At 43.4% G+C, this 18,552-nt stretch carries 17 protein-coding genes and 2 pseudogenes; 16 read left to right on the forward strand and 3 right to left on the reverse strand.

Features of this window, described 5'->3' with window-relative positions; genetic code table 11:
- From CSV60_RS15895 to CSV60_RS14110, 8 genes and pseudogenes are all read left to right on the forward strand, one after another.
- Nucleotides 1–277, forward strand: a pseudogene (locus CSV60_RS15895) (hypothetical protein); the annotation flags it as partial.
- 70 nt (nucleotides 278–347) lie between these two features.
- The gene (locus CSV60_RS14075; RefSeq protein WP_099637418.1) at nucleotides 348–1,325 is read left to right on the forward strand and encodes a LacI family DNA-binding transcriptional regulator; all 978 of its coding nucleotides are present in this window, start codon (nucleotides 348–350) and stop codon (nucleotides 1,323–1,325) included.
- Nucleotides 1,325–2,203, forward strand: a complete 879-nt coding sequence (rbsK, locus tag CSV60_RS14080) for a ribokinase (protein WP_099637419.1) — start codon at nucleotides 1,325–1,327, stop codon at nucleotides 2,201–2,203. The genes CSV60_RS14075 and rbsK overlap by 1 nt, the downstream gene beginning before the upstream one ends.
- Nucleotides 2,200–2,589, forward strand: a complete 390-nt coding sequence (rbsD, locus tag CSV60_RS14085) for a D-ribose pyranase (protein ID WP_099637420.1) — start codon at nucleotides 2,200–2,202, stop codon at nucleotides 2,587–2,589. The genes rbsK and rbsD overlap by 4 nt, the downstream gene beginning before the upstream one ends.
- Nucleotides 2,590–2,605: 16 nt before the next feature.
- Nucleotides 2,606–4,102: a sugar ABC transporter ATP-binding protein gene (locus CSV60_RS14090; protein WP_099637421.1), complete on the forward strand. Its 1,497-nt coding sequence runs from the start codon at nucleotides 2,606–2,608 to the stop codon at nucleotides 4,100–4,102.
- The gene (rbsC, locus tag CSV60_RS14095; protein WP_099632244.1) at nucleotides 4,089–5,030 is read left to right on the forward strand and encodes a ribose ABC transporter permease; all 942 of its coding nucleotides are present in this window, start codon (nucleotides 4,089–4,091) and stop codon (nucleotides 5,028–5,030) included. Before CSV60_RS14090 ends, rbsC begins: the two co-directional genes overlap by 14 nt.
- A 16-nt stretch (nucleotides 5,031–5,046) precedes the next feature.
- The gene (gene rbsB / locus CSV60_RS14100) at nucleotides 5,047–5,982 is read left to right on the forward strand and encodes a ribose ABC transporter substrate-binding protein RbsB (protein ID WP_099637422.1); all 936 of its coding nucleotides are present in this window, start codon (nucleotides 5,047–5,049) and stop codon (nucleotides 5,980–5,982) included.
- Between the two features lie 553 nt (nucleotides 5,983–6,535).
- Nucleotides 6,536–8,206: a glucosaminidase domain-containing protein gene (locus CSV60_RS14110; RefSeq protein WP_233189641.1), complete on the forward strand. Its 1,671-nt coding sequence runs from the start codon at nucleotides 6,536–6,538 to the stop codon at nucleotides 8,204–8,206.
- Between the two features lie 54 nt (nucleotides 8,207–8,260).
- Here the strand turns inward: CSV60_RS14110 and CSV60_RS14115 are convergent, their stop codons facing one another.
- Nucleotides 8,261–9,163 (reverse strand): NAD(P)/FAD-dependent oxidoreductase, encoded by a 903-nt coding sequence (locus CSV60_RS14115; RefSeq protein ID WP_233189639.1) that lies wholly within the window; start codon nucleotides 9,161–9,163, stop codon nucleotides 8,261–8,263.
- 190 nt (nucleotides 9,164–9,353) lie between these two features.
- Here CSV60_RS14115 and CSV60_RS14120 point away from each other — a divergent pair, with 190 nt between their 5' ends.
- Together CSV60_RS14120 and CSV60_RS15900 are read left to right on the forward strand one after the other, a co-directional pair.
- Nucleotides 9,354–10,289, forward strand: a complete 936-nt coding sequence (locus tag CSV60_RS14120) for a carbohydrate kinase family protein (protein ID WP_099637426.1) — start codon at nucleotides 9,354–9,356, stop codon at nucleotides 10,287–10,289.
- Between the two features lie 9 nt (nucleotides 10,290–10,298).
- Nucleotides 10,299–10,469, forward strand: coding sequence for a hypothetical protein (locus CSV60_RS15900; RefSeq protein ID WP_158233187.1), 171 nt, complete (start codon nucleotides 10,299–10,301; stop codon nucleotides 10,467–10,469).
- A 152-nt stretch (nucleotides 10,470–10,621) separates the two neighbouring features.
- On the opposite strand, the gene CSV60_RS14125 is transcribed toward CSV60_RS15900, so the two are convergent.
- The gene (locus CSV60_RS14125; protein ID WP_099637427.1) at nucleotides 10,622–10,906 is read right to left on the reverse strand and encodes a hypothetical protein; all 285 of its coding nucleotides are present in this window, start codon (nucleotides 10,904–10,906) and stop codon (nucleotides 10,622–10,624) included.
- A 262-nt stretch (nucleotides 10,907–11,168) separates the two neighbouring features.
- Here CSV60_RS14125 and CSV60_RS14130 point away from each other — a divergent pair, with 262 nt between their 5' ends.
- The 4 genes from CSV60_RS14130 to CSV60_RS14145 all read left to right on the forward strand — a co-directional run bounded on the left by CSV60_RS14130 (nucleotide 11,169) and on the right by CSV60_RS14145 (nucleotide 14,926).
- Complete coding sequence (locus CSV60_RS14130) at nucleotides 11,169–12,554, forward strand: trypsin-like peptidase domain-containing protein (RefSeq protein WP_099637428.1); 1,386 nt, start codon at nucleotides 11,169–11,171, stop codon at nucleotides 12,552–12,554.
- Between the two features lie 136 nt (nucleotides 12,555–12,690).
- Nucleotides 12,691–13,395 carry a CBS domain-containing protein gene (locus tag CSV60_RS14135; protein WP_099637429.1) on the forward strand — a complete coding sequence of 235 codons (705 nt, stop codon included), beginning with the start codon at nucleotides 12,691–12,693 and terminating at the stop codon, nucleotides 13,393–13,395.
- Nucleotides 13,396–13,418: 23 nt separating this feature from the next.
- Nucleotides 13,419–14,165 carry an ABC transporter ATP-binding protein gene (locus tag CSV60_RS14140; RefSeq protein WP_099637430.1) on the forward strand — a complete coding sequence of 249 codons (747 nt, stop codon included), beginning with the start codon at nucleotides 13,419–13,421 and terminating at the stop codon, nucleotides 14,163–14,165.
- A complete protein-coding gene (locus tag CSV60_RS14145) occupies nucleotides 14,162–14,926 on the forward strand; it encodes an ABC transporter permease (protein WP_099637431.1) in 765 nt (254 codons plus the stop codon). The genes CSV60_RS14140 and CSV60_RS14145 overlap by 4 nt, the downstream gene beginning before the upstream one ends.
- A 1,152-nt stretch (nucleotides 14,927–16,078) precedes the next feature.
- On the opposite strand, the gene CSV60_RS14150 is transcribed toward CSV60_RS14145, so the two are convergent.
- On the reverse strand, nucleotides 16,079–17,431 hold the full coding sequence (locus tag CSV60_RS14150) for a YjiH family protein (protein WP_099637432.1): 1,353 nt from the start codon (nucleotides 17,429–17,431) through the stop codon (nucleotides 16,079–16,081).
- 240 nt (nucleotides 17,432–17,671) lie between these two features.
- Between CSV60_RS14150 and CSV60_RS15795 the strand changes: the two are divergent.
- Nucleotides 17,672–17,824 (forward strand): annotated as a pseudogene (locus tag CSV60_RS15795) (ribokinase); the annotation flags it as partial.
- Nucleotides 17,825–18,013: 189 nt separating this feature from the next.
- Nucleotides 18,014–18,541, forward strand: a complete 528-nt coding sequence (locus CSV60_RS14155; protein WP_099637433.1) for a DinB family protein — start codon at nucleotides 18,014–18,016, stop codon at nucleotides 18,539–18,541.
- Nucleotides 18,542–18,552 lie beyond the last annotated feature (11 nt).

Genomic DNA, 18,552 nt, shown 5'->3' on the forward strand with positions numbered 1-18,552 from the left:
AGCGCTCTATGGCCCGCGCTATCCGCTCAATCCAAGTCCGCAAGCGCTCTATGGCCCGCGCTATCCGCTCAATCCAAGTCCGCAAGCGCTCTATGGCCCGCGCTATCCGCTCAATCCAAGTCCGCAAGCGCTCTATGGCCCGCGCTATCCGCTCAATCCATATCCGCAAGCGCTCTATGGCCCACGCCACCCGCTCAATCCACCCCAACACCCGCCCTATCTAACCCAATATTCGCTCAATAAACCACGCCCGAAGCCAAAATTACTTCCCTATTGACACTAAAAAACTCCGTCTGTTATCATTATGTGTAACCGGTACCACATAGAACAGAATGTAGGTGGAATAGTTGGCAAATATACGGGATGTAGCTAAAGCCGCTGGGGTTTCGGTAGCGACTGTTTCACGCTATTTAAATAATAAAGGATACATAAGTGAAGAGGCGAAACGCGTGATTGCTCAGGCGGTTGAAGAGTTGAACTATCAGCCGAGTATGATTGCGCGTTCGCTGAGTACAAAACAATCTACGTTTATTGGCTTGATTGTTCCGGATATCGTCAATCCGTTTTTCCCGGAATTGGCGCGTGCGATTGAAGATGTTGCGTTGGCGTACGGATACACGGTGATTTTGTGTAACTCGGATGAAGATTTGGAGAAGGAAATAAATTATGTCAAGACGTTGCAACAGAAATATGTGGCGGGTTTCATTGTCGCGACGAGTCATGCGGAAGCGGAACACTATATGGGGCTGGATATCCCCATTGTCGCAATTGACCGGAGAATTCATTCATCGATACCGTATATTGCGACGGATAACCGCGAAGGTGCTCGGATAGGAACGGCGCATTTATTGGATAGCGGCTGTACAAACATTCTTTGTATGCGAGGACCTTTAGGATTAGGCCCTGCAGATGATCGATTTGCTGGGTTCAATGATGCCGTGAAGGGGAAGAATATACATACACATATTATTGAATGTCCATTTCAATTTGACGTAGCGGAAACCATGGTGAAAAAGGTATTGGCAGAAGTATCGATTGACGGAATTTTTGCGAGCAGTGATGTGACGGCAGCAGGCGCAATGAAAGCTGCGTATTCAGCAGGTATTCATGTACCAAGTCAGCTTCAAATCGTTGGATATGACGGAACGATGCTTGCGAGCCAATTAACACCTGGCTTGACGACGGTAGCGCAGGACTTATATAGAATTGGTGCGATGGCAGCGAGGATGTTGATTAAATTAATTGAAGGGCAAGAGTTGACGGAGCGTGAAGTACTGATTCCGGCAGAGTTGCTCATTCGCCAAACAACGAGGAGTGAAGCATGATGATCACGGTAATTGGTAGTGCCAATATGGATTTGGTAGTGGGTACGCAGAATTTCCCGGACCAGGGCGAGACGGTTCTTGGAAATGTGTTCGATACAGTGCCGGGCGGGAAAGGTGCGAATCAGGCAATTGCTGCGGCGCGACTTGGCAGTGAAATGCATATGGTAGCTTGCGTGGGAAATGATGTATTTGGAACGAGCATTGTGAATAATCTTCAGGAGAATAAAGTCGGCGTCACCGGTGTAGGTACTGTAGACGGCGCTTCGGGCATTGCGAATATATTGCTGTCGGAAGGAGATAATCGGATTATCGTCGTACCGGGCGCCAATTCTTTGTTGATGCCAACTCATATTGACGAGGTAGAAGATCTTATCAAACGCAGTAAATTGGTCATACTTCAACTTGAAATTCCGATACCTACTGTCATTTATACATTAGCGAAGTGCCAAGCGATAGGAGTTCCAGTTATATTAAATCCTGCACCGGCAGGCGGGTTCGAACTTGACATGATGCCTTCCATTACCTATTTGACGCCGAATGAAACAGAATGTGAACAGATCTTCGGTATAGATATGGTCAGTGCATTAGAAAAGTATCCGAACCGTTTAATTATCACGCTGGGTAGTGACGGCGCACGATTCTTCGATGGAGAAGAGCACGTCATCGTAGAAAGCTTTAAGACCCATGCCGTGGATACGACAGGCGCTGGCGATACGTTTAACGGAGCTCTTGCACATGGCATTGTAGCTGGAATGAATTTGGAACGAGCAGTTCGTTTCGCGAATGCGGCAGCTTCACTTTCCGTAGAGAAGTTCGGCGCACAAGGTGGCATGCCTTCATTTGAAGAAGTAGAAGCGCGTTTGGAGGAGAGTCGATGAAAAAGCACGGCATGATCAATCGCGATATTGCGGCAATGCTTGCTAAAATGGGTCACACCGATCAATTGACGATTGCAGATTGCGGTCTGCCGATTCCTGAAGGTGTGCCGTGCATCGATCTTTCCTACGCATTAGGAAAACCAGGATTCACAGAGGTTTTATTGGAACTCATGAAAGATTTTCAAGCGGAAAAAGTATATATTGCAAGTGAAATAAAAGTGGAGAACCCTGCAGTGTTTAGTGAAATAAAACGACTAGAATGCCCGATAGATGAGCTAACACATGATCAATTAAAAGAACAATCAAGACAATCGAAAGTTATTATTCGTACAGGAGAGGCGACACCTTATGCCAATATTATCGTACAGTCAGGCGTCATATTCTGAAAGTGGGTGTGCAGAGATGATTGCGATGAGCGGGATATCGAAAAGTTTCAATGGAAATAAAGTACTCGACAATGTGGAGTTTAATGTAGTCAAAGGAGAAATCCATGCGCTCATGGGAGAGAACGGTGCAGGGAAATCGACGATGATGAAGATTTTGACTGGAATTTATACGCGTGACTCAGGAGAAATCACGGTCAAAGGGAAAAAAGTAGAGTTCAAGAACGCCAAGGAAGCTGAAGCAGAGGGGATTGCGGTCATTCACCAAGAGCTTAATATTTTACCGGACTTGACAGTTGCTGAAAACTTTTATTTAGGTAAAGAAAAGACGTTCGGCAAAAGTGGGATTTTGAAGACGAAAGAAATGAATCGTCAAGCGGAAGAAATTTTATCGAAGCTAGGTCTGGATGTCGATGCGCGCACGATCACCCGTGAATTATCCGTTGGGAAACAGCAGATTATTGAGATTGCGAAGGCGGTTTCTTCTAATGCTGAATTGATTATTATGGATGAGCCGACTGCAGCATTGACGGACCGTGAAATTGAAACGTTATTTAAAACCGTTCGAGCATTGCAAGCTGAAGGTGTTTCATTCGTTTATATTTCACACCGAATGGAAGAGATTTTCGCAATGTGCGACCGCATTACGATTTTACGAGACGGTCAATACGTCGGTGTGCGGAATATAAAAGACACGACGTTTGAAGAAATCGTACAGATGATGGTCGGACGTGAGCTGGGTGAACGATTCCCAGCTCGTGCATGTGAAATCGGTGATGTGAAGCTGAAAGTAGAAGGTCTCGCGCGTGGTGACCATTTTGAAGACATATCGTTTGAAGTGCGAAAAGGTGAAATTGTCGGTATTGCTGGATTGATGGGTGCCGGTCGTACGGAAGTGATTCAATCGATTTTCGGCTTTAAGAAACCGACTGCGGGTAAGATTTTCATTGATGGCAAGCAAGTGGTTATTTCGAATCCGTTGCAAGCGAAAAAGCTTGGTATCGGATATGTCACGGAGGATCGGAAATCGGAAGGGTTGATTCTTGACTTTTCGGTTCGGGAAAATATGTGCTTGACCAACTTCAATCGGATTTCGAATTCAGGAGTCATTCAACGAACGAAAGAAACCCAGTTGTATGACACGATGTCTAAACGTCTAGGCGTTCGTACATCTGGACCTGAACAAATTGTCAAGTCGTTGAGTGGCGGTAACCAACAAAAAGTAGTCATCGCAAAATGGCTTGGTATTGAGCCCGATATTCTATTTTTGGATGAACCTACAAGAGGTGTCGACGTTGGGGCGAAGAAAGAAATTTACAGCATCATCAATGAATTGGCTGAGCGTGGAGTCGCAATTGTGATGATTTCGTCCGAATTACCGGAAGTAATCGGTATGGCAGACCGCGTGCTCGTCATGCACGAAGGCCGGTTGATGGCAGATATACCGAAAGAAGAAATGACACAAGAACGAATTATGCATTTTGCAACAGGAGGTGACAAAGTTGTCCAAGACTAATATGAAATCGTCATTACAGAAATTAGGACCGGTTATCGGCTTATTATTGATCGTGGTCATTATTTCCATCATGAGTCCGAGTTTTTTAACTATGAACAACTTGTTCAACGTATTGCGTCAAGTTTCCATTAACGCATTGATTGCGTTCGGGATGACGTTTGTTATTTTGACCGGTGGGATTGATTTATCAGTTGGATCGATTCTCGCGTTAACCGGTGCCGTGACAGCAGGTATGATGTCAGGCGGCATGGATCCAATTCTAGCCATGCTACTCGGCGTATTACTTGGTGTGCTACTCGGTGCAATCAACGGTTTAATTATTGCGAAAGGGAAGGTCGCACCATTTATCGCGACACTCGCAACGATGACAATTTTCCGCGGATTGACTTTAGTTTATACTGAAGGCCGTCCGATTTCCGGACTTGGCGATTCATTTACATTTCAAATGCTCGGAAAAGGATATATTTTCGGTATCCCAGTTCCGGTCATCACGATGGCAATCTCCTTTGCAGTGCTGTACTTTATATTGAAGAAAACGACATTCGGACGCCGTGTGTATGCGGTCGGTGGCAATGAAGAAGCGTCACGTCTTTCCGGAATTAATGTGGATCGAGTGAAGATTTATGTCTATTCATTGGCAGGTGGTCTGACGGCCATTGCGGCATTAATTTTGACGTCGCGCTTAAACTCCGCACAGCCTACAGCGGGTAATATGTTTGAACTCGATGCGATTGCGGCCGTTGTGCTTGGCGGGACAAGCTTGACTGGCGGTCGCGGATGGATTGTTGGTACATTAATTGGTGCTTTAATTATTGGTGTCTTGAATAATGGTTTAAATTTGATCGGCGTTTCCTCTTTCTTCCAACAGGTTGTAAAGGGTGCAGTAATATTAATCGCAGTGCTCTTAGATCGTAAAAAAACAGCATAAGGAGATGTGAATTTTTATGAAAAATATCAAATGGTTACTACTTATGGCAGTCGTGCTCGTATTGGCTGCTTGTTCATTGGATCAACCCGGCTCGAAATCTTCATCAGATGAAAAAGGCAAGGCTGGAAAAGAAAGCGACAAGGCATATAAAATCGGTCTTTCCATATCGACACTAAACAATCCATTCTTCGTGACATTGAGTGAAGGTGTGAAGGAACAGGCGAAGGAATCTGGATCAGAAGTAATCGTTGTCGATGCACAAGATGATGCGTCTAAACAAGCAAGTGACGTAGAAGATTTAATTCAACAAGGTGTAGATTTGCTCATTATCAATCCAACAGATTCTGAAGCAGTGGTCTCTGCAGTGCAATCGGCAAACAGTTCCAACGTTCCGGTTATCACGGTAGACCGTCGAGCAGAAGGTGGCGAAGTAGTTTCCCACATCGCTTCAGATAATAAAGCAGGCGGTGTGTTAGCTGGGGAATACATGATGGAGTTACTAGGCGAGGATCACCCGAAAGTGGCAGAGCTTGAAGGGATCTCAGGTTCATCCGCGGCACGTGATCGTGGAGCGGGCTTTAACGAAGCGGTGGACGGCAAGGTAAATATCGTGACGAAACAAACAGCAAACTTTAACCGTGCTGAAGGTTTGACGGTAATGGAAAATATTTTACAATCGAATCCAGACATCCAAGGCGTATTTGCGCATAACGATGAGATGGCGTTGGGTGCATTAGAAGCTATTCAGGCAGCTGGTAAAGACATCGCAATCATTGGATTCGACGCAACAGACGACGCAGTCAAATCTGTCAAAGATGGTAAATTGTCCGCCACGGTTGCACAGAAGCCCGAGGAAATTGGGACAAAGGCAATGGATGCAGCGGTAGCCGTACTAAACGGTGAAGAGGTAGATGCGGATATTCCAGTTGATTTGGAATTAATTAAAGAGTAAGTGTGTGTGTTGTTTGAGGGAAGCTCTCTGGCCAAGTTTTTTGGCTGGGGAGTTTTTTTTGTTTTTTGGCGGGGGATAGAGCGTTTGCCTCCTCATATAGAGCGGATGTCCCGTTTGATAGAGCGTTCGCGTCCCCGTATAGAGCGGATATCCTGTTTGATAGAGCGCTCGCGGTTATGTAATGAGCGGGTAGCGTGGGCAATAGAGCGAATCCCCCTTGATATAGAGTCACGACTCGCTATTGAGCGGATGGCGCGGGCATTAGAGCGCTTCTGTCCCCGTATAGAGCGCCCACGTGCCCGTATAGAGCAGATATCCCGTTTGATAGAGCGTTTACGGGCTGCAATAGAGCGCTTAAGTAGATTAGTGAGCGTTTAAGAAAAAAATATCATTACAAGAAACACTTTTCACGCATATCCTCGCGTTAAAAGCGTCAACTAATCCGTCACTCCACGCAACTTGAAACTATGCGACTACTTTTCCAATTTTCATTTAAAATCTAGCAATAACCTGTATAATTGACACTAAAAGGAGGTTGCTAGATTTGAAATTCGTGACGAAATGTATCACAACTACTCTGTTCACCGTTCTGCTAATCCTCGCAATGACGCTGTCAACCGAAGCGGCTACTTGGCCGGACCATTCACCTGATCAAAATCCTGACAAGCAGTGGACTATCACGTTCAATAAACCAGTAAAAAAGTCTACAGTCGAAAATTCGATTTATATCACGGATTCTACAGGAGGAAAGCAGAACAATGCAATAACATACTCAGACTCCGACAAGAAAGTACATATCGCGCCGCCAGCAGGAAACTATCGTAGTGGCGAAACTTACACATTACATATCACGCAAGCTGTGCATAATACAGATAACCAACCATTAAAAGCACCGGTTACTAAAACGTTTTCCATTAAAACGGGAATTACATATGACTTGGCGAATGTACAAGCCAATGGCACGACTACCATAGTGGAAAGGTTTCCAAGTTTTGAAGCAGCGGCCAGCCGTATGAATAGCAATCAAGTCGTGCTGTTCCAAAACCACATCATCCACATGCCGAAAGGGCTTATTTCAACCGTGGCATACGGCGGTAGCTCATTGACAATTTTGTATGCTGATCAAGGCTTGAAAACTCAAGAAACATATGTGCCAGCAGACACGGAACTTGTGTATGTTGACTCGACAGCCACTTCTGTAAAAGTCGAGCTGGCGGGAAGAAACTTTTACATCAAGCCACAAAATGCAATGATGCTACCGAGTCAGACCGTAACGGATCGCACCTACTATAAAGTATCGAATCGTTCACTCTATCATTCGATTTACTCACATAGGACAAAGACGTTCGCTTCGTATGAAATGGGTGCTGCTCCAAACTTCATGCAAGAAGGGGTAAAGTATTACAGCACAGACGGCAGTCATTTTCATAATGAAGCAGGAGCTTTGGTTGGCACGGCTCATCAATACTTCCAGTACGTGCCGATGCGTAGCATGACACGCTATACAGCTGAAGAGTTGGATGCGTATATTATGAAGCAGTTAAGGAGCCTGGAGCAGTCTTATCCGAACTCTTCCATTTATAAAAATGCGGCAACGAGAAGTAAATTAATCGGGTTGGGCTCGGAATTGAAGCGAATTGAAAGAGAGAGTCATGTCAATGCGATGCATATACTGGCGCTCGCACAGCATGAAAGCCAGTATGGACTCAGTAAGCACGCGCAGGAATCCAATAATTTATTCGGAATGTACGTAACAGATGATAATCCGTTGAATAAAAACTTTGATTCAGTAAGCGCAAATATTCAAGAACTGGTCGATGCCTTTTTGAATAGAAATTACTTACCGCCTCAAGCCAAATATGCGAATGGAACGAATTTCGGTAATAAAGCAATTGGCATGAATGTTAAATATGCATCCGATCCATACTGGGGTTCTAAAATTGCAGGGCATTTGTACCGAATGGACCGTTCTATGGGCGGGAAGGAAATGGCTAACCAGCTGAAGATTGGATTGACGAATCCGTCCAGTTTGAATGTACGTCCTATACCTTCATCAGCTCCAGGCACGCCGATCATATATAAATATCAAAAGATGGGCATGCCACTCATTATTTTGGATGATCAAATACCTGAAGCGCCATGGATTAAAATCCGTTCAGATAAGGCTCCATATGACACAGTATACGTGCATGGAGATTTAGTAGATCCGTTAGAATGGCAATGAATACTGAAACAACCCCTTACCTCAATTGTAGGTAAGGGGTTGTTCTCAGTCTATTCAATTGAACAATTCATTCGTTAAGTCACCATTGATCCCTATAGCTGCAGCGCTCCCGGTCCCCGCTGCGACTAGTAGCTGCGAAGGGACGATATGTGAAACATCACCCGCTGCATAGACATTCCAAACTGTTGTCCGTCCGTATTCATCGGTTAAAATCCCGCCGTATTTATTGCGCTCACACCCTAAGTCTTGAGCGAAATGATTGGGATGACTCCAGCGAGGAGTGGCAAATCCGCCTGCGCGATCTATCAATGTACCGTCCTCAAGCCGCACACTGTGCAGTTGCCCGTCTACTCCTTCAAGACCTGAAATGATATCATCGACAATCTGTATTCCTTTTGCACTCAACTTCATTTGTTCTTCCGTCGTCAGCTGACCTTCTCCACCGGTGAAAACAATCAGATCCCGACTCCATGTATACACTTCAGTTGCTAATTTAAACACATTTTTATCCGCAAATACAGCCAAAGAACGATCGCGCATTTCCCAGCCGTCGCAATAGGGACAACTGAAGATGGATGTGCCATAAAAGCGCTCAATACCAGGCACATTAGGCAATTCATCACGCAAACCGACAGCAAGAAGTACTTTCTGTGTGCGGAACGGCCTGCCGTCTGCTGTCATCAACTCATAATGTGATTCATCCAAACGTTCGACTGCCACAATTTTTTGATGATGAAATGTCACAGACGGATACTGCGTCAGTTCCTCCCGCCCAATCTTCCGTAATTCTGAAGGTGGCATACCGTCACGTGTTAAAAATCCATGTGATGCACGGGAGACACGGTTCCTTGCATGATCATCATCAAAAACTATTACATGCCGCCTTGCCCGTCCGAGCACTAAAGCCGCACTTAATCCAGCAGGACCGCCACCAATAATTGCACATTCATAGATCATTGCTATTTTCATCCCTTTTCATTCCATTTTAGTTATAGGACTTCCCATGAAACGTCTGAAGTAAACTGTAGTGTGTGCAGTTTAACTTAATTAGCACAGAAAGTGTTGATCAACATTTTATTCGGACAGTATCACAGTTAAGTTAGTTCCGTGATACGATAGAAGGAAAACATCTTAGGAGGTCGAGTACATGAAGAATCGACAAGAAAAACACGTCCTAATATACGGAGACATTTTCGTAGACTACATCGCAACAGATGAAACGAACACCAAATTCTCTACATTCCTCGGCGGAGCAACAATCAATGTAGCGGCAGGTGTCTCCCGCCTAGGTGCAAAATCTTCATTAATCACCGTAATCGGAGAAGACGAGGACTCGGTATTTGCGGAAAATCAGCTACGTCAAGAAGGGGTCGATATAACGTTTGCTGTTCGTTCACCAGAGAAGAAAGTCAATCGTGTCTATGTACATTTGACTCCAGAATGCGATCGAGTATTTGTAAAGTACATAGACGACACGCCTGACCTTCAAGTCCAACCGAGTGATTTACAAGAACGAGCTTTCCAAAACGCTTCAATTTTACATATATGCTCCGGTACGATGTTCCAGCCAACAGCTTTGGCAACAACGAAGAGAGCTGTCGAATTAGCTAAAGAACACAATGTATATCTCTCGGTAGATCCTAATATTCGTCCGTTACGATGGGAAAGCGAGGAGAAATGTCGAGATACGATTCTTTCATTTTTAGACCAAACAGACTTACTCAAACTTACCGAAGAAGAACTCACATTTCTCATGCAAGAATCGAGTATAGAAAAAGCACTAGAACGACTGTCCGCCTATAATATTCCTGTCATCATGCTGACTATGGGCGAGGCGGGAACTCTTGCCGTTATTGAAGGAGCCCAACATCATGTAGCGGTTGAGCCTATCGATCCCGTAGATACAACAGGAGCAGGAGATGCATTCTTAGCGGGCGTACTTCGCGGTCTTCATCTAAATGGCAAGCCAGAATCACTCGAAGAAATGCTTGCACATATCGAATTTGGCAATCAAATGGGAGCGCTATGCGCAATGAAAGTCGGTGCGCTTTCCGCGATGCCGCACGCAGATGAACTGGAGTGATGTAGCGACTTGGATTTTGATTTAGTGCTCAATCATGGCTTCCGAGCGCTCTATGTGTCTGCTTATTCGCTCAATCACGGCCGCCGAGTGCTCTATGTGTCCGCTTATTCGCTCAATCACGGCCGCCGAGCGCTCTATGTGCCCGCTTATTCGCTCAATCACGACCACCAAGCGCTCTAAAACCCCATCCATCCGCTCTATCACATCCCCCGGGCGCTCTAAAAAGCTATATACAGAAAATAATAAACACACTAAAAAAGCATCGGACAAGAAACTCAGCCAAATAGAATAAAAAAATGTACACAGTACGCTGTGTACATTTTTTTATTCTTTTAGGAGCCATATCTAATAGTACAAATATCGTCTACATCAATCATCTGGACTTCTGAATCACCAAATGGCTGAAAGTGGACGGTACGAATTTTTCTGTCGAATTGTAAGTAGTATCCGTTATGTTGTACATCCTTTGAATCCTTCAGTGTAATTTCAACGGGTGCGCCCATTGTCAAATCAACAAGTATATGAATAATTTTCTTTTCATCATAACATCGTGCTTTTCTTCTCGGAATATACGGCACGTCATAATCATGGTGTGGTCTGAACCTTTTAGATGACATGTTTTTATACACCTCCTTCTCTCTTTAGCGTATGTAGAAATTGGTGAGAGAACTGTGCCGCTTCATTGGATATATGCAATAAGAATAGATTGGTGTATATATATTGAAAGAAAAATTACTGGAGGTCTAATTTGCAGTGTCGGTAGGGTTAGTTGAGCTAGTGTAAAATGAATTGAAGTATGTCTTTTGTATTAGTCCATATGATATAATTAAGAGAGAAAAGTCATTCGAATCCATTGGGGAATGGAAGAGGGGGAACCGTATGTACTGTCCGAAATGTGGTCATAAAAATACAGATGATGCGAACTTTTGTGGAGGTTGTGGCAAGGCCATGCAAGGGTCGCGCAATATGAAACCTATTTTCGCAATAATCTTAGCATTATGGATCGGTGGGATTAGCTATGGCTATGCGACAGATTGGAGTTTTCGCTGGCCGACAGAAACGGTAGCTTCCGTTAAAACAAAACTTGTTAGTAAAGATGAAGCCGAATTGAAGATTAAAAAGGCGCCTACCGTTGTCAATGAAACGAAGAAGCAAGTGAAAGATAAAACAGAACTCATTAAAGAATCGTTGCCGAGTGTTTTTACCATTAGTACGGGAGACGGTTCAGGTTCAGGTTTCCTGTATAAGGCTGGTGGCTATATCGTGACGAATGCACACGTAGTGGCAGGCTATACCGACGTGACGGTGAAGAATTCCGTGGGTGAAGATTTTAACGGTACTGTCATTGGAATTTCTGATCGCTATGATATCGCGCTGATCAAATCAGAAGCGAATAAACATGTGAAACCATTTGTGACCGAGATGAAAGAGACTCCTATCGGTACGGAAGTTATTGCGTTAGGGAGCCCAAAAGGTCTTGAGAACACCGCGTCTATTGGGTATTTGACGGGTTTGAATCGTGACATGGAAATGGATTTCATTTATGAAAAGATCTATCAGATTGATGCACAGATTGATCACGGTAGTAGTGGCGGTCCGTTGCTAGATGCCACTACGGGTAAAGTGATTGGCATTAATTCCTTACTCTATAAAGACAATACCGTATTTGGATTTTCTATTCCGATGCATAGTATGCGGAAACAGGTTGACGACTGGATTGACAAGCCAATGAGCAATAAAGCGGTGGCTGCGTTATTCAACGTCTATGATGATTACGTGCCGGAGTCGTATCAAGATTCGGAAGATACTTCGTTTGATTATGAGGACTACGGTGGCCATGACGACACAGAAGATGACTCTGTTTACGAAGAAGTGCCAGAAACAGGGGAGTATGGGGATGATACGGAAGTAGCGGATGAAGAGGTAGAGTATTTCATTCATGATTTCAGGAGCCAATATGAAGCAGCTATCGACCATAACGATTATGAGTATATTGCGCCTTATATTGCAACTGGAAGTTCGGCGGAGAGTGAGCTGCTAGAATTCCTACATGAGCTATCCGTGAAAAATGAGTTTTATGAATTTATTGATACGTCCGTGACTGATGTGATCTATACTAATCAATCGATTGAAGTGTATACGTATGAAACCTTGAATTTCACGAAGGAAGACGGAACGGTACAGTTTTTGGAAAAGAAGAAGTTGTATACAGTGGTGAATGATGAGTTTGGTGACTATCAAATTCAACAGATTTCCAATCAATAAAAAGATGTTGCAGTGTCCGAGATCTGGTACTGCAACGGCTTTTTTGTATCATAAGAAGTAAGATATTTCAGGAATTCTAAGGCTTGAATGGTAGTGAAATATGCTATAATTTTCCTAGAGCAGGAGGCGATCAGTCGTGGAGTATAAAAATTCAGAGCGTTTTCTCATTGCATTTAATCGAATCGATAAATCGTTGATGAAGATTACAGATTTGCCGAACCATTTTTCATTCTCAAAGAAAATTGATAGAGCAAAAACACAACATGCTTTGGTTGCTCATTATGAAGAGGATCTACGGGAGTTTGGCAGTTTACGTAATGCGATTGTGCATAATCGGACGGGGTTTGATTATGTTATAGCAGAACCCCATGATGAAATTGTAAAACTGATTGAGAGTATAGATGAAAAACTAGCCAATCCGTTAACGGTCAAAGATTTGTTTTCTGGCAAAGTACATATTGTGCAAGCGGATGAATCACTCGCCACCGGTCTGCGTTTAGTGAGAGAATGGAAGATTAATCAATTGCCTATTTACAAAAAGGGTCGATTTATCGGATTAATTACCGCAGATGGCATTATGAATTGGCTGGCGGATCAGGAAACGGATTGCATTTCCCGGGAAATACCGACATTATTAGACGTATATAATCACGAGAAAAGAAGAAAAACCTATCGTTTCGTCAAAAGTTCGATGTCGGTTTATGAAGCAGAAGGGTTTTTTAGAAAATCCATTATATCAGGGAAACGTCTCGAAGCATTGCTCATCACCGAACAAGGTGGTAAAGATGAGAAACTACTTGGCATCATTACGCCATTGGATTTACTCAAAATAGATGAATGAAGAGTTTAGAAAAGGTGAAATGAATGGATAGTGAACAAAATAAGTCATTGTATGAGCCTGCGATTCATTTTCACAATGTGTCGTTTGAAGTAGGGGACACGAAGATTCTCGATGCGATAACCGGATCATTCCCTACAAATCAAATCACCGTATTAGTCGGTCCTTCGGGTGCTGGGAAAACGACGTTATTGAAAATGTGTAACGGTCTGCTGAGTCCTACTACTGGAGAAATTACAGTACAAGGGCAGGCAATTCATGAAATGTCACCAATCAATCTACGTCGAAAAGCGGGTATGGTGTTACAAAATTCGCCAATGATCGCAGGAAGTGTCTATGAAAATTTGGCACTGCCTCTACGTTTACAAGGCAAGACGTTGAGTAAAGAAAAAGCGTTAGATATTTTAGATCAAGTCGGTCTTGAAGGGGAGTATCTCCAACGTGACAGCCAGTACTTGTCGGGGGGTCAGCAGCAGAAAGTATCGATTGCCAGAACATTATTGAATCAGTCGAAGATTTTATTGATGGATGAAATTACATCTGCGCTAGACCCGTCTTCATTGAATGAAGTGGAAGATTTGATTCGTAAACTACATGATGAACATGCCATCACGGTCATCTGGATCACGCATAATTTGGAACAGGCGAGGAGAATGGGGCAATATGCATGGATTATGGTGGATGGAAAGTTAGTGGATGCCAGCGAAATATCTGTACTTGATGATTCAGATATTCCATCGGTCAATCGCTTTTTGAAGGGGGACTTTTCATGAGTACCACTGCCTTATTCCTAACACTGATATTTGTGTTGATACCGTTAGTGCTATCCAAAACACTTGGATTGCAGTTGGAGAAAGATACTATTATCGCAACGATTCGTTCAACTGTGCAATTAGTGGCGGTCGGCTTCGTACTGAAGTTTGTCTTTGATTCGGAAAGTTATTTGTTCATTTTCTTGATGGTAGTCTTGATGATTGGAGCAGCCGTACAAAATGCACGGAAAAAAGGAGAAGGTATTAAAGGAATCACATGGAAGCTGATTGTGACTTTTGTGTTGCTGGAAGTGTTGACGCAAAGTATTTTACTAGGGTTCAAGATTGTTCCAGCTACTGCGCAATACATTATTTCATTAACCGGTATGGTGATCGGAAACTCGATGGTACTTGCGATTTTATTCCTCAATCGTTTCGTGGCGGAAGTTGAAGCGCATCGACCAGAAAGTGAACTAATCTTGTCACTTGGCGGCACACCAAAACAAGCGATACATAAGCAATTGATCCGCTCTATTCAGGCAAGTATGATTCCGACAATTGAAAGCCAAAAGACGATCGGACTGGTGCAATTGCCCGGTATGATGAGTGGTCAAATCATCGCAGGGGCCGATCCTTTAGAGGCTGTTCAATTTCAAATCTTAGTCATATTTTTATTATTAACAACTGCTGCATTAACGAGTGTTTGTTTAGGTTTACTCTCCTATCCAACATTGTTCAATGACCGCATGCAAATGCTACAACGACAAGAGCACTCGAAGTAACTACTTTTCGAGTGCTCTTGAAAGTAGATATAAGCCAAAAATTTGTACGACTAGTAACAATAATACTATGAAGAATCCACGGAACTAACTAAGGTATAAGACAAGCTTTGCTATTCGAAAATCGACATCGTTGCACGAAAGCCTATCCGACAAGGAGCGAGGCTTTTTTGCCGTTCAAAAAATTTAGAGGTTTCGATGGTGAGTGACTCATTATACGCAGAAGTAACCCTCATCTGTTTTAAATATCCTGCCACTAGTACAAAGTATTCATTCTCGTAAATCTATTTGACAATGATTCTCATTATCGGTTATGATAATACTTAATGAGAGACATTCTCATTGGATACAAGAAAAATGAAGCGGGATAAAAAAGTTAGCATGCGAGAAACATCATCTTCCTCGTAACGAGTGGCAGTTTACCCATAGTTGCAGCTGTCTTAAGCCTGATGATTGGCCCGGTGTCGTCCTACATACAGGAAATTTGAGATGGGATCTTCGCTTTCCACGTGTGTTGGTAGGAGTTAGTCTTGTAATCACTGGTGTGTTAGTACGAGGTAATTCATCACGGTGGCAGCACAAACTTGTCGCTGGCATTCCGATTGTGATCTATGCAGTGGAATAGGTCTCCACTGTATAGATGGCTTTCGGTAACACGTTAGCACGCACAGTATATCGCGTAAATACTTGAAAGCACACTGTACACGTCTATTTATTGGAAATTAGCGTACAAAAGCCCACCATTGCTTTGCCACGTTAATTCCCAAACGCAACCCTCCCTTTACTTGCGGACATTCACGACATTCCAGCAGGGTTGCTTTCAAGTTGTTTCATTTGGCTGCTTTCTTTATGAGGGCAGTTTTTTTGTGTTGAAATGTAATGGAGATGGACTGTGTTGTTGGGGTAGTGCTCAATCGCTCGAGTGCTCCGCTCAATGTCAGTCGGGAAGCGCTCTATCACTCGAGTGCTCCGCTCAATGCCAGTCGGGAAGTGCTCTATCATTCGAGTGATCCGCTCAATGTCAGTCGGGAAGTGCTCAATCAGTCGAGTAATCCGCTCAATGCCGGCCATAAATCGCTCAGTCCATCATGCAATCCACACTCTCCCAAACAAAAACCCGCCACTTCACGAAGAAGTAACGGGTTCTCACTCTACTTAAAATAACAAATGCGCAATACCTGCAATGATCGGCAAGGCAATGAGTGTACGCAACAGGAAAATGATCAGTAAGTCAAAAATATTCAGCGGAATCTTCGTACCTAAGATCAAGCCACCGACTTCGGACATGTAAATTAGCTGGATTACGGAAACTGCCGCAATCGTAAATAGTGTAATAGGCGATGTAATGACGCCTTCCGCTAAAATAACAGGCAAGAACATGTCCGCGAATCCGACGACCATCGTCTGTGCGGCTTCTGCAGCCTCGGGAATTTGCAAGAAATTCAAGATGTATTCGAAGGGCTTGCCTAGAATACGGAATATACTCGTATACTCAGCCATTACTAAAGCAACCGTCCCGAAAGCCATAACGACTGGCGCGACACCGAACCACATGTCGAGCACGTTCTGCATTCCTGCGCGAACTGTCTTCACAACAGAACGTTGTTTTGAAGCTGTATCCAGTGCGCTAGTGAGTCCTAGTTTGAAGACACTTGTTCCAGCTGGCAGTTTTTCGTTCTCTTCGGAATATTCACGATCGTCAATATACGTATTCTTAATAGAACGTAATGGATAAATTCTTGGCATAATTAAGGCAAGAATCACCCCTGTGAACAGAACCGTCGCATAAAATGGTAAGAAGTAGTTTCCAAGTCCAACTTTATCAATAATGACGAGAGTAAATGTAATCGACACGACAGAGAATGTAGTCGAAATAATCGCTGCTTCACGCTGTGTATAGTGGCCATCCTCGTATTGTTTACTTGTAAGTAAGACGCCAATTGTTCCGTCTCCAATCCAGGAAGCCAGTGCATCAATGGAAGAACGTCCAGGTAATTTAAATAAAGGTCGCATCACCTTTACCATTAACGTACCGAAGAATTCGAGCAATCCGAAGTTCAGTAATAAAGGAAGCAGTAGACCTGCGAAGAAGAAGATACTGAACAAGAAGGAAACGAGTCCATCACCTGCAAGTAGCAATCCGCCTGTGTTCTCGCTCCAAATCGCTTCAGGACCTAATTTATAGACGACCATGATGGCGAAGATGGCCCCTACAATGCGGGTAATCGTCCAAAATGGTGTAACTTTGAATAAGTTTGTAAAGAATGAAGGTCTGTTTGGATCTTTTTTAACAAATAGATAGAGTATGGATCCGAGTGCAGACACAATGATCAAACACATCATAAGTTGTGGAATAATCGGTTCCAATGAGCCTGACAATAAATCCGCCAATTTGGCAATCGGTACTTTCCAACCCGCTTTAAAAGGTAGTGGAATCATGAATAATATAACGCCGAGTATAGACGGGATTAAGAATATTAGCCAAGTGCTAGCTGTATATTTTTTCAAGGTATTTCTCTCCTTGCACATAATCTAGTTGATGTATATTTATTCATTATACTGTTTAACGAGTCGATGTAAATACTTTAGCACAAAGTGTAACTTTTCAGTCAGCAAGCAGTCTATATTGGAATGGGATATTTAACAGCATATGGTCGACAAAATAATATGTAGGATTACAGTAATCGGCAGCATAAATGTGGATTTGGTTGCACTCGCGGACAAGTTTCCTTTACAAGGCGGGCGGTTAGAGGAAAGAACTTCCAGACGGGACCTAGTGGCAAGGGGATGAATACAGCTATAGCCTGTGCAAGACTTGGCCATAAAGTTCAGCTGATCGGTACGACAGGCACAGGAGAAACATTTAACGGAGCGCTCGTCGGCCGACTGCTTAAAAATTAGTAAAAGAGGTAGAAAATCTTGCAGATAGAAATGAGTAGAAATCCTTTTATATCAAGCCTGATTGGCACTCATCTGTCACCATTGACAGGCATTACTAAAAATCTAACCGTTCTCCCTTTAAATTTCTGAACAAAAGGCGTATGCTATGGCAATAGAATGGATTACGAGGAAAAATGGAGGTAGATGTTGATGGTTTTTGGAGAGAATATAAAGGTCCGTAAACGCATCTTGCAGTTGATTGATGGCTTAACAGATGAGGAATTTAACGGAACACCATCGCATGGCGGCTGGTCACCCAAGCAGATTGTAGAACATTTAGCCTTAATGGAATGTCGAGTTGCTACAAACATCGCCCAAGAATTAAAAAATCCTGAGAGTTTACGTGTCTTCAAAAAACCGATTAGTGTATCGGCTAGTCCTTTAGTAAAGGCATATTTCATGGAATATACACAACCAACAGATATGCATCTTTCTATTCCAGAGGTTAAAGAGAAGTTGCATGCATCCAGAAATTATTTGCTGGATATCTATGAATCTGCCACTATTACAGAACTTCGCTGTAAATCACTTAAGCATCCGATTTTTGGAAATGTGCCGTTAATTCAATGGTTCCGATTCGTAGGATTCCACGAAAAACGTCATCTACGACAGTTGAAACGTACAGTAGAGCAAGTGAAGTCGGCTCGCGTGCCTCTAGTTTCAACGTCTAAATCATAAATAGAACTTGT

It is taken from the genome of Sporosarcina sp. P7 (assembly GCF_002743425.1).
In the GTDB taxonomy this organism is placed as follows: domain Bacteria; phylum Bacillota; class Bacilli; order Bacillales_A; family Planococcaceae; genus Sporosarcina.